Raw genomic sequence first — 12,636 nt, forward strand, 5'->3', positions numbered from 1 at the left:
CGAGTGCATTGATCGCGAGGCCGCGCACGAGGAACAGCGAGAAGCTGGTCAGGGCCGCCGACATCGACGGCCCGGGATCTCCAGATAATAAAGTTCTATCGCTGCGCGTCAGTTGGATCGCGCAGCGTGCGTTTCTGTTTTTTCCTCGTGCGCTGTTGGCAACGCGTCCGGTTCGCGCCTTGGCCGTAGCCATAGGCTGGCCACGAACCAAGCAAGCGCGAGCGCGCCGATCGAGAAAACGACGTCCCCTGGAACACGCATCCAGACGAGGAGGTCGACCAGCGGTTGCTGCATGAACTCTGCGGAGCGCGCATACCAATACCCCTTGTCGATCGCAGCGATAAGCTGGATGGTCCCGAGTGGCAGGAGAGTCAGTAGGGCCATTAGGGCCAAGCCGATGTTGAAGCACCAAAAGCTGATTCTCAGCGCCCGCTCGTCCCAGACCAGATTGGGCAACATTCCCCGCAGACAGAACAGAACCAGTCCGACACCGAGCATGCCGTAAACGCCGAACAGGGCGGTGTGGCCGTGCAGCGGGGTCAGGTTGAGCCCTTGCATGTAGTACAGGGAGAGCGGAGGATTGATGAGGAAACCGAACAGGCCGGCACCCACCAGGTTCCAGAAGGACACGGCAAGGAAGAACCTGACTGGCCATTTGTAGCGCTGCATCCAGGGCGTGGCGCTGCTCAGCTTCCAGTGCGCATAGCCCTCATAGCCGATATAGGCCAGCGGTACGACTTCCAGCGCCGAGAAGCTGGCGCCGAGCGCAAGCACCGAGATCGAGGTGCCGACAAAATAGAGGTGATGGAGGGTGCCGAGAACGCCGCCAGCCATGAAGATGATCGTGGCGAACAGCACCGCGACCGTCGCTGTCGGGATCGGTATCAGACCGAGGCGGGTGAAAAGGAAGGCGATCACTGCGGTCGCAAAGACCTCGAAGAAGCCCTCGACCCACAGATGAACCACCCACCAGCGCCAATATTCGATCATAGAAAGTGCGCTGTGCTCGTTCCACAGGAGGGCTGCGCCATAGAACAGGCCGATGGCGACGGTGGACAGGAAGAAGAGCATGGTGATGTGCTTGGATTCGGAGTTCGTCCGAAGCGCCGGCCAGAGTGCGCGACCCACCAGCACGAGCCAGATCATCAGGCCAATGAATAGGAACCATTGCCAGAACCGGCCCATGTCGACATATTCAAAGCCCTGGTGCCCGAACCAGAAGTTCCGCTCCAGGCCCAATTTCTGCATTACTGCCAGCCATTGCCCGGCGAAGGAACCGATGACAATGATAAGGAGGCAGGCCCAGAGGATGTTGACGCCAAACGCCTGGAATCGGGGTTCGTAGCCGGAAATGGCGGGGGCCATATAGAGGCCCGTACCCAGCCAGGCGGTCGCGATCCACAGCACAGCGAGCTGGGTATGCCAGGTCCGGGTGATCGAATAGGGCAGGATCTCTGCCGCCTCATAACCGTAAACAAGTTGGCCCTCGACCTGATAGTGCGCCGTCATTGCGCCCAGGAAGATTTGCACCAGGAACAGCGCGAGTACGACCCAGAAATATTTGGCGGTCGCGCGCATCGATGGCGTTACCACGACGTCGCGCAGCGGATCACTCGCGGGTAAGTCATGCGGGGTTTCCCGGCGGCCATGCGTCATTGCATGATGCCAGCCCAGCAGCGCGATGCCGGCGAGCAGGAAAGTGACGCTAAACGCAGACCAGATGAAAGTTGTAGAAGGTGGCCGGTTGCCGACCAAGGGTTCGCTTGGCCAATTGTTGGTGTAGGTTGTCTCGCGCTCAGGCCGTTCAGTGGTTGCGGCCCAAGCGGTCCACCAGAAGAAGCGGGTCATCGCGGTGCGGTAGGCTTCGTCCGGAACCGTGTTGTTCTTCATCGCATAGTTTTCGCGCAACTCTGCGGTTGCCGGGTCATTGCCGAAAAGGCTGACATAATGACCAGCGACGGTATTGATCGCTGCCGCGCGGTCATCGCTGACCGTGATCGCTTCCGTCTGCGGGTCGTAACTGTTGGTGCGCATCTCGGTCTGCAGGCGCCGCTGGAGGCCCGCCTGTTGCTCCGGACCAAGGTTGTCATAGCCCTGTCCGAAATCGCGCCGCGCCCACAGGTCGAGAAGCGCGATCGACTCGCGATGCAGCCAATCGGCCGACCAGTCCGGAGCAACATAACCCCCATGCCCCCATATCGAGCCGAGCTGCATGCCGCCCATCGATTGCCAGACCTGCCGGCCGAGCTGCATGTCGGCGCGTGTAAACAAGGTCTGGCCGCTTTGCGTGACTACGCGTTCGGGCAATGGGGGTGCCTGAATGCTGATATCGCGCCCCACCAGCAGCAGAACGGCGAACGATGTCGCAAGCAATGCGAAGAGCCAAATCCAGAGTTTGCGCGTATTGCTCATGGAATTCCCCCTTGTCGGCTATCCCGTTCGAAGCGATACAATCTTGGGCTGGGACCTGTCCTTCAACCTGTTGGCGACGGAACGGCGCACTGCTTGCGCGCCCAGGTGCCGAAGTATATCAAGTGTGTGTTGCGGGAAGAAGAACCGCAGGAAGACGCTATCCGCGCGCTAATCCTGACTGATCGACGCACCTGCCGGCTCACCAATACTCACATCGGCAGGCGGAAAAAGGATTGTCAACAGCAGCACGGAATCGTCGAGACCCTTTATCGAATGGGGTGCACCGCCTTCGAGATAGACCCACTGATGCGCCGCCAACTGGGTCACTGTTTCGCCGAGCCCCAATTGCACGCATCCTTCAAGGCAGTGTAGGGTTATGCTGCCGGGAACCTGATGCCGCGGCATGTCTGTCCCACGCGGGATCAAGAGGCGAATGGCTTCGAACTGGGCGGTTTTGACGATCGCCGTCGAGTGTTCGGTTTCGGCTGAAAGCGGCATCAATGAAAGGTCAACGACCTCGCCGGCTGCCGCGTGATGCAGAGCCATTATTCGGATTTCTCCCTTACGATGCGATGATGGCAATGTTCGCGTGGAACGATGCGGCCGACGATCCGGCGGAACTGCGCCGCGATCCCCGCGAACAGGCCTATTGACTGGCGACGAGGGTCGAACGGCGAAGGATCGACCGGCTGGCCGCATTCAGGGCAGACCATGCCTCAGGCCTCCTTTTCCAATGCCAGTTGCCGACTGCGCTTTCGGACAGGGGGCCCCTGAAGAGCGCCGACCTCCTGGCGATCGAAGATCGCTGCGATATCTCCTCGTTTGGCAAGCAGGTCGGCGAGCGTATAGCGGTCAAGCACCGCCATGAACGCACCGAGTGCTTCCCTTAACACGCCCGTAAGGCCGCAGGCCGGAGCGACAACGCAGCTTCCGCAATCGACAAGATCGAAGCCATCTTCTGTGCGACGAACGACCGCGCCGATATTGATCTGCTCTGGTGGCATACCCAGGCGAATGCCCCCGGACCGTCCACGCACACTCTCGACATGACCGCTTCGCACCAGTTCAACGACCACTTTCATCAGGTGGTTCTGTGAGATCCGGTAGGCCTGCGCCACCTCACCGATCGAACAGAGCCGTTCAGGCCGGGCGCCTAGATAGAGCAGTGTGCGCATGGCATAATCTGTGAAGAGGGTAAGTTTCACGGCCTTTTCCCCGCATTTGGTCGGCTCGCGCTAAAAACATGCATATGCGTTACATCTTTTTTGCCCCATGTCCAGATGTTTGCTTATCGCTGATCTTCGGTATGATACTTCACCCACATCGAGCGCGGGGGACCGTGAGAGATGGCACCGCTCTTGCGCGCGCCTGACTGCGCGCGCTATGTCCAGTATCTGTTGAAAGCAGCGCACGCCGATTTGCGGCGATGGATAACAAAGGCGCGGCCATCCTCGTCTGCGGCAGTTTGAATGGCATGGTGCAAGCTGTCCATGTCTCACTCTCGGCGATCTTGGGCGATGAATAGCTCGACATGATGGCGGAGACCGGAATTTGTAAGCGCGACGTTTAGCAACAGGATGGGCGTCAGCTCAGGCCCCGTAAACGCCTATTGAGGTGTCTTGACATGGATCGCGCAGTGTTTCGCAGTTTCGCGGCAAGGCTACACCGTCTAGCCATCGTTGACGGCGTGGGCGTTCACAACCATTATCGAGCAGTCGGGCCAGTCCTGACGATTAATCGAGCGGGCGCTCACCTCGACCTAACGCTGCGCCTGTTCCAGTCTGCAGAGACCGACCGGTGAGGACGGATTTGCAATAGCGGTGACTGCCTGATCCAGACAGCAAGCGCTGGTATGTAACGCTCGCCCGGCGAAGTACGCTCAAAGGATGACATGGGCACCTGCTCCCGCTAGTGACGGCTGCATGATCGGGCAGGCAGGGAAAACATCGAACAAGCATGGCCTCGTGGCCGTAATGTTTGTGCTGGCTCTGCTTACCCGTGCATTAGTTCCCACGGGCTATATGCCCGCTCAGACAGCATGGGACTGACCGTCATCCTGTGCACGGGCGAGGGAGCAAGAGAGGCCGTCATCGATATCCCGATGTCGGATAGCCAGGGGGAGCATGGAGGCGATCGGAGTCTTCAGTCTGTAACCTGCCCTTTCTTCGGTTTATCGACGCCAGCGCTGGCCGCTGATGTGCCTCGAGAGTTGCTCCCAGGTCCCGGCCTGTTTCACGAGATCGCCCAGCCACCGCCCTTGCAGGTCGAGGTTGCCGCCAGACCTTTTGCCCTTCCACCGCTTCGCGGTCCTCCTTTGGCATCTTGAACATCGGAGCCGTTGGGTTTCTGCCTGTTCGATTATAAGCGGGCAGGCTTCCCCGCGCCGCCGTTCGAGGGGCCGAAAATCTGACAGCTGAAGGGCTGCCGCTTTCGGTCTGACGCAAGCAAAAGCCTGGTCGCAGGCTACACCGGAATCGATCCGACCATGGTCTGGATAAGGCAAGCGCAAAGGATGCGGGGGACGTTCGTCCTCTTGATTCTTTGCGTCTTCGCCACTCGCATGCTCGTTCCGCCGGGCTTCATGCCGACACAGGGCGTATCCGGGTTTGTCGTGACGCTCTGCACCGGTTTCGGACCGGTCCGGACAACCATGCTTCTTCCTATGGAAAAGCAGGAAGCCGGTCATGAGGATCATAAGCCTGCATCTCACGAGACGCCTTGCGCTTATGCAACCAATGGCACCCCTTTCGACCAATCCGTCGGGTTCGCGCTGGCGAAGGCGCCGCTGCGGTACGCGCTGAGCCTCGGATCGCCGTTCATTTCCATCGGTGCACCAGGGCGCGGCATGGCCGCGCCGCCGCCACCCTCCCAGGCACCTCCTTCCGCAATGAACTGACGGAACGTCGCGCGAACACATGTCGCGCCCCTTTTGTCGACCGGCACCCGATTGGGTGCCGGCCCTGGCCTCACGGCCCGTGTAATTGCGAGATCATGTATGTCCAAATCTACCATTCACAGATATTTCGGCAGCGGCCGGCGGTTCTGCCTTTTGTCGGGAGCCGCCTTGCTAGGCGCTTCAGGTCAGGCATTTGCCCAGGAAGCAACGGCGCTTCCCGACATCGACATCGATTCCGAAGTCGTTCAGGGCGAGACGGCAGCGGGAGCCCAACGCATCGACCGTTCGGATCTGCGAGCGCGCCAGAGCAGTTCGAGCGATACCGCAAAGCTCCTGCAATCGGTTCCCGGCGTCAGCGGCTTCTCGGCGGGGGGCTTTTCGACGCTGCCGGTCATCAGGGGGCTCGAATCACAGCGCCTCGGTGTCACGGTCGATGGCGTCACCATCATGTCCGCATGCCCCAACGACATGAATCCGCCGCTCTCGTACACCGACCCACAGACCGTGCAGTCGATCGGCGTCATCACCGGCGTCTCGCCTGTCAGTTCTGGCGGCGACAGCATCGGCGGGATCATCGCGGTCGAAACCGCGCCGCCGCAGTTCGCGCGCTCGGGAGAAACGCTCCTCACCGGAGAAGCCTCCGCCTTTTACCGGAGCAACGGCGATGGCTTTGGTGGCGCCATGTCGCTCACCATGGCTAATGATGTGCTCAGCCTCACCTATAACGGCTCCTATACCCAAGCCGATAATTTTGAAGGGGGCGGCTCACACGGCACGGTGCGTTCGTCCGAGTTCGCCAAGACCGACCATAGCCTCAACCTCGCCGCGCAGACGGATATCGGATTGTTCGAGCTCAAGGGCGGCTATCATTTCTCGCCCTATGAGGGCTTTCCCAACCAGTATATGGACATGACCTCCAACAAGAGCTGGTTCCTCAACGGGCATTATGCCGGGGCCTTCGATTGGGGCGACCTCGATGTGCGAGCTCATTATCGTAACACCGATCATGAAATGAATTTCCTGGCCGACAAGGGCGGGACCGCGAACGGCGGCATGCCCATGAACACCGAAACCCGCTCGGCCGGCTATAATGTGAAGGTGGATATTCTGCTCGGCAATGCCGGCACGCTGCGGGTCGGCAACGAATTCCAGCACCAGTGGCTAAACGATTACTGGCCTGCGGTCGCGGGCAGCATGATGATGGGGCCTGACCCCTATATCAACGTCAACGGTGCGAAGCGCGACCGGCTTGGGACCTATGTGGAGTGGGAAAAGAACTGGTCCAGCGTGACGGCAATTGCGGGGATCCGCAACGATCAGCTATGGATGAACGCTGGCGAGGTCCAGCCTTATGGCACGGGCATGATGCAGATGGCCGACGTCATGGCCGCCACTGCCTTCAACGCGGCCAGCCGCCGCCGGCACGACAGCAACTGGAGCGCCTCGGCGCTGCTGCGCTACGACTTGTCGAAGATCGCCAGCCTTGAGCTTGGCTATGCCCGCAAGGCGCGCTCGCCGAACATCTACGAGCGCTACACCTGGGGCCGGGGCAGCATGTCGAGCAGCATGATCGGCTGGTTCGGCGACGGCAACGGTTATGTCGGCAATCTCGATCTCAAACCGGAAAAGGCCGATACGCTGAGCGCGACCCTTACCTTCAAGGGGGGCGGCGAGACGGGTTGGTCGGTAAGAATCTCGCCCTATTACACCCATGTGACGGACTATATCGACGTCGTGAAGCTGAAGGATTTCACCGACATGATGGGCATGCCAACGGGCTTCGCGCAGTTGCAATTCGCCAATCAGGACGCGGAAATCTATGGAATCGACGTGTCCGGCGCGGTGCCGCTCTGGTCGAGCGAGCGCTTCGGCAAGACCAGGCTGAACGCCAAGGCGAGTTGGCTGCGTGGCCGGAATATTAGTGATGGTGCGTCGCTCTATCACCAGATGCCCTTCAAGGCGTCACCTCAAGGTTTGTTCGCCAGACAACGATTTCTCGGACATAAGCGGAACATGGGCTACGCTACACGCTTCAACCGCGCCATTGGCTCGTTGAGTGGGTGGAATTCACCTGCTGGAAGTCGCCTGGCCTGCTCCCAGAGGTAATCGCCGGTCAGACTGATGTGCGCCCAGCCCATCGGAGAAAGGTGCGCAAGCAGTGCCGCATCGAACGTCGTGCCGACAGCGTTGAGGTGCTGGGCGGCCCGGTCGAGATAGACCGTGTTCCAGTAGGAAATCGCCGCAATCAGCAGGTTCAGCCCAGATGCGCGAAATTCCTGATTTTCCAGCGAGCGATCGGTGAACCGACCCTGCCGGTTGGTATAGATGGCGGCGGCAAGCGTGTGCCTCGCCTCGCCTTTGTTGAGACCGGCCTGACAGGCACGTCGCAGTTCCGGTTGTTCAAGCCAATCGAGCGTGAACAAAGTGCGCTCGATACGGCCCAGTTCAGCCAATGCAAAATCCAGCCTGTTCTGGCGTTTGTAGGCGGCAAGTTTTCGCAAGATTACTGACGGCGCCACCGTGCCATCCTTGATTGAGGCGACAATCCTGACGATGTCATCCCAATCGGCCTCGATCGCTGCCGTTTTGATGGTGCGGCCCATCAGATTTTCGATGCCCTTGTATGTCGATGGCGCAGCGATCGAACCCAGCTTGCGGTCGCCAATATCGCGCAGCCGGGGCGCGAAGCGGAACCCGAGTAGGTGGCAGAGTGCGAAAACATGATCGGTGGCGCCGCCGGTATCGGTATAGTGCTCATGCAACGGAAGGTTGCCGGCGCCCAGGACAAGCCCGTCGAGCACGTAAGGCGCTTCACCTGCCGTCGCGGACATGATCCGTGATCCGAATGATGCGAAGTGATCGGAAAGGTGAGAATAGATTTTCACGCCAGGTTCGGCGCCATATTTGGCATTGACGTCCGCCGCCCCTGAACGGCTCCGCCCCGACCGGAAGAACTGGCCATCGGACGACGAACTGGTGCCAGCGCCCCAATGCCGCGCGAAGGGTAATTCGTGATGGGCTGAGATGATCATGGCCAGCGCGGCCTGATAGTTCTCGGGTGAAAGATACCAGTTGTGGGTCCATGCGAGTTGGGCATAGCTGACGCCTTCGCTGGCATTGGCCATCCGCTCCAGCCCGAGGTTGGTGCCATCAGCCAGAATTGCGGCGAGTACCGTGCTGGGGTTGTCGTGCTCCTTGCCTGAGCGCAGGTCACGGAATGCGTTCAAAAAACCAGTGCGTTCGGCGACTTCAAGCAGCAGCTCGGTGATGCGCACGCGGGGAAGCAGGGTATCGAGCTTGCGATCGAGGGCTTCAGCTTCCGGTGGGGTGACAGGCGGCATTTGCTGAAGCTTGAGCCGGTCTCGTTCGAGCGACACTCCCTCAAGCTTGTTTGTTTTCAACTGCTTGGCAAATCGGCGCAGCCGCCAGTCAAGATTTCGTGCCCGGTCAGCGAGGTAGGATGCAGCATTTGAATCGAACGGAAGCACATCCGCCACTTTGGCGGCGTCGCGCCGACCCAGCAAATAGGCATCGAAGCGCTGATAGTTGCGGGTTCCCTCGATCCATACATCACCGGCGCGCAAACGATCACGCAAGGTTGCCATGATCGCAATTTCATAACGTCGGCGGTCGATACGGCCGCTTTCGGTGATGAGACGCTTCCACTGCCGATTGGGGAATGGCAGTGGAACGCCATCGGGAAGGTCGCGCGACTTTCGTGTGTTCGCATCGCGAATGACATCGATGGCTTTGATCAGTGCCGTCCCTGTTCCAGACGCCTTGAAGGTGAAGGCGTCCAGAAATGCCGGGCTGAAACGCCGTAGCGTGGCGTAACGCTCGGTTGCCGTTACCAGTGCGTCCTCGCCGGCAAGATCAGCAAGGGCATCTACTTGGGCCTTTGCCGCAACAAGCCGGTGCCAGCCCACCGCTTCGTCAATCAATTCGAGCGGATCGCCGCCATTCTGGACAGCCTCATCAAGTGCTGTAATCGTGGCGCCAAACAGCCGCATGAGTTGCCCCACCGACTGAATACTATCTTGGTAGCGACGCTCGCGCCCACGCCGCGCGCGCGTGAACATGCCGCCGATAAGTCGGTCAAACATTTGGATCGCGGCATCGGCAAGTCTGGCCTCAAGGTCGATCACTGCGGCCGTCAACGTCGCCCGCCTGCGATTGACGCTGTAATCCGAAAGCAGGAATGCCGGTGCCACGCCGCCCTCGCGGACAAATTGGGCAAAGCGGAATTCCGGAATGGCGCCCCCAACTACCGGGTGGATACCTATGCCGCGAACATAGCGCAGGCGCTCAAGCAAGCCATTGATATTGGCCGCAGTCGGGGCTTCTTCGAAATTACGCAACCACGCCAGCGGTGTCATGCCGAAATCCGGGTTGTTGATTACGAGTTCGTCTAGCCGTGTCAGTTCAGCAGAGCTGAGGCCTTCGACGATTGCGGCTGCGGCAGCTTTGCGTGCGCGTGCCCGGCCAGCAAGACCGGCGCGTTCCAGTGTGTCGCCTGACGGAAGAATGAACCGCTCACCCTTCAGGCCAACCATGAGGGCGCGAACAATCGGTTCACCTCTGTCTGTATACTCGGCGGCTTGCGCGGCAAGATTCAGGGCAAGTGCCAGGTCGCCGCGTCGAAACGGGCGTATGCCAAGATAACGCGCCACGAGATCGGCATGATCGGTACGGGTTTGCGCGCGCTGACCATATGCAGAGAAGGAGGAAGGATCGACGAATAACTGTGCCGCGAGGTACTGAAGAATGACGTCGGGAAGCCCGATCTCGGGTTGCAGACCAAAGCCGGGATGTCGCATCAAAGCGATTTGTGCAGCCAGACCGAGGCGATTTGCTGGACCATAGCGGCGCCCAACCAATTCAACATCTTCCGCAGAAAGGGTATAATGCCCAATGATCGCGGTTTCTTGGACAGGAGGATCGAACAGGCGCCGGCGCTCGTCTCCGGTCAGAAGTCGGCGTCGTGCCATTTTGCTCTCCCGCTGAGGCGAATAACAAAATTGACACCAAAGCGGCTTGCACTGGAGGGAGGCCATTCGTTGCCGGTTGATCCCCGAGCAATCACCCGGCGCAGCAAGACAGTTTGGCGACATCCTTATCAAACGTTTGGGCCGCCAGTTTGAGGCCTTCCACAGTGGTCAGGTAAGGAAATATCGTTGCACCCAATTCCAGGGTGGTCATGCCGTGTTTGATCGCCAGCACCAGTGTCTGGATCGAATCCGCGCCTTCGGGTGCCATGATCTGGCCGCCCAGCAAACGGTCGTTCGCCTTGTCGGCAATCAGTTTGATGAGACCCCGCGTATCGCGTGCTGCCAGTGCCCTTGGCACAGCATCGAGCGGGAGCAGCGAAACCTTGATGTCCAGGCCTTGCGCCCGTGCTGTCGTTTCAGTGAGGCCGGCGCTGGCGACTTGCGGGTCGGTGAAGACGACGGATGGCATGGAGGAATTGTCGTAGCGGTATTGGTTGCCCGTCACCGCGTTGCGCGCGGCCAGTTTTGCGCCATAGGCGGCCATGTAGACGAACTGGTCCCGTCCCGTTACATCGCCCGCCGCGTAAATGCCTGGAACCGACGTTTCGAGGTGGTCATCGACGACGATTCCACCATTACGGGCAAGCACTATGCCGCGCTCCTCCAGCCCAAGCCCGTCGCTATTGGGTCGGCGTCCGGTGGCGATGAGCACCTGTTCCGCCGCGACGGTGTCACAATGCCCCTCGCAGGTCAATTCGACCCCGCTCTGTGTTTGGGCGATACGCTGATAGCCGACACCTGCGCAAACCCGCACGCCCTCGGCTTCCAAATAGTTTTTCAGCGCGGCACTCACTTCCGGGTCCATTTCGGGGAGCAGGCGGCTTCGGCAGCAGATGGTGACATCAACGCCCAGACGCGAAAACATCTGTCCCAGTTCTACCCCGATCACCCCGCCACCGATCACCAGCAGCGATTTGGGCAAGCGATCCAGCGCCAGCGCCGATGTGCTGGTTAGGTAGGGCACGCTGTCCATCCCCGGAATCGGCGGCACGGCGGCGTGCGCACCCATCGCCAATATGACCTTGCCGACTTTTATCGGCACATCGTCAACGATCAGCGCACCGTCTGCGAAGCGTGCCTTGCCCTCGATATAGCTTACCCCGGAATAGGCGGGCAGAAGATCGACATATTTTTTCTGGCGCAGCGTGCTGACCAATTCATCCTTTGATGCCGCGAGCTGCGCCCAATCGCCTAGTTGAATGTTACCGCCAAGGCCGGGAAAGCGCGTGGCGGCTCGCCCACCGTGCACCGCCTCGGCGGCACGGATCAGCGTCTTGGACGGAACGCAGCCGACATTGACGCAGGTGCCGCCAATCGTGCCATGGCCGATCAGCGCGACTTTCGCCCCGAGTTCGGCGGCGGTGATCGCGGCGGAAAAACCCGCCGAGCCCGCACCGACGACGGCCACGTCATATCCATCCCGCCCAGGGCGGTTGCAACAATCGTTCATTGGATACAGCTTTCTTCAGGCGCGACGGGCGCCGTCATTCAGTTTTGAATAGCGCGCGCCGTATAACCCGCATTGGTCGACGCAGCGGCAATCGCAGCAGCATTCGCGCGGCGAGGATCATATGTTACGCGCGCGGTCTTGGCGGCGAAATCAACCGTCACCGCGCTGACACCTGCCACGCCTTCCATCGCCTTCTTCACGGTGATCGGGCAGGTGGCGCAGGTCATGTTTTCGATGGCAAAGGTGGCTTGCCTCTGAGCGGTTGCGGTGGCCGCAGGGCGATCCTGTGCTGAATTGTCAAGTGCTAGGGCGACCCCGCCACCGGCGGTTGCCAGCACGGCCAGCCCAATGAGTATAGTCTTCTTCATGGGTGTACCCTTTCAATAAAACCAAGGTGCCCACCAGTCGATGGTGAGCGCGAGGATGACGATGGCGAGACCCAGCCACAGCACCGCTTTGGTAGTGCGGGCCGATTGCGGACGAGCGCAATATGAGCCGTCCTCACAGGGTGGGTTCGGCTTGAAATAGACATGCCAGAAGCCGTAGCCGAGCAGAGCCAGCGTCACCGCCGCGACATAAGGCTTGTAAGGTTCGAGCGCGGTCAGGTTGGCGATCCACGCGCCGGATATGCCAAGCGTAACGAACAGGAGCGGCACGACGCAGCAGGCGGAGGCCAGCCCCGCGCCGATCAGCGCGCCCGTGGCGACCCAGTTCGCCCGCTTCGGCTCGTCGTTTTCAGTGAGGGCTGACTGTCCTGATTCAGGCGCTGAGGCCATGCCGCAAATCCTTTCTTCCGCCTTCGTGATTCGCAGTGTAGCCTCTGTAGTAGG

At 60.2% G+C, this 12,636-nt stretch carries 9 protein-coding genes; 1 reads left to right on the top strand and 8 read right to left on the bottom strand.

Translation table 11 applies throughout. The features are described 5' to 3' along the window. Positions 1-108: 108 nt before the first annotated feature. From JI59_RS22085 to JI59_RS22095, 4 genes are all read right to left on the bottom strand, one after another. Positions 109-2,412: a nitric-oxide reductase large subunit gene (locus tag JI59_RS22085; RefSeq protein ID WP_007015449.1), complete on the bottom strand. Its 2,304-nt coding sequence runs from the start codon at positions 2,410-2,412 to the stop codon at positions 109-111. A gap of 168 nt (positions 2,413-2,580) precedes the next feature. Then, positions 2,581-2,958, bottom strand: coding sequence for a cupin domain-containing protein (locus JI59_RS22090; RefSeq protein WP_007015448.1), 378 nt, complete (start codon positions 2,956-2,958; stop codon positions 2,581-2,583). Then, positions 2,958-3,125 (bottom strand): hypothetical protein, encoded by a 168-nt coding sequence (locus JI59_RS27180; RefSeq protein WP_153811644.1) that lies wholly within the window; start codon positions 3,123-3,125, stop codon positions 2,958-2,960. The genes JI59_RS22090 and JI59_RS27180 overlap by 1 nt, the downstream gene beginning before the upstream one ends. Before the next feature lie 3 nt (positions 3,126-3,128). Continuing rightward, positions 3,129-3,617 carry an Rrf2 family transcriptional regulator gene (locus JI59_RS22095; RefSeq protein ID WP_007015446.1) on the bottom strand — a complete coding sequence of 163 codons (489 nt, stop codon included), beginning with the start codon at positions 3,615-3,617 and terminating at the stop codon, positions 3,129-3,131. 1,859 nt (positions 3,618-5,476) lie between these two features. Between JI59_RS22095 and JI59_RS22105 the strand changes: the two genes are divergently transcribed. Further along, complete coding sequence (locus tag JI59_RS22105; protein WP_420845490.1) at positions 5,477-7,414, top strand: TonB-dependent receptor plug domain-containing protein; 1,938 nt, start codon at positions 5,477-5,479, stop codon at positions 7,412-7,414. Here JI59_RS22105 and JI59_RS22110 read toward each other — a convergent pair. From JI59_RS22110 to JI59_RS22125, 4 genes are all read right to left on the bottom strand, one after another. Beyond that, a complete protein-coding gene (locus tag JI59_RS22110) occupies positions 7,327-10,296 on the bottom strand; it encodes a Tn3 family transposase (RefSeq protein ID WP_014072601.1) in 2,970 nt (989 codons plus the stop codon). The two genes, JI59_RS22105 and JI59_RS22110, sit on opposite strands and share 88 nt — an antisense overlap. 91 nt (positions 10,297-10,387) lie before the next feature. Further along, positions 10,388-11,806, bottom strand: coding sequence for a mercury(II) reductase (merA, locus tag JI59_RS22115; protein ID WP_052118039.1), 1,419 nt, complete (start codon positions 11,804-11,806; stop codon positions 10,388-10,390). A gap of 38 nt (positions 11,807-11,844) precedes the next feature. Beyond that, positions 11,845-12,174, bottom strand: coding sequence for a heavy-metal-associated domain-containing protein (locus JI59_RS26400; protein WP_081096816.1), 330 nt, complete (start codon positions 12,172-12,174; stop codon positions 11,845-11,847). Between the two features lie 12 nt (positions 12,175-12,186). Then, the gene (locus JI59_RS22125; protein WP_007015440.1) at positions 12,187-12,582 is read right to left on the bottom strand and encodes a mercuric transporter MerT family protein; all 396 of its coding nucleotides are present in this window, start codon (positions 12,580-12,582) and stop codon (positions 12,187-12,189) included. Positions 12,583-12,636: the final 54 nt, after the last annotated feature.

The organism is Novosphingobium pentaromativorans US6-1, from assembly GCF_000767465.1.
GTDB lineage: Bacteria > Pseudomonadota > Alphaproteobacteria > Sphingomonadales > Sphingomonadaceae > Novosphingobium > Novosphingobium pentaromativorans.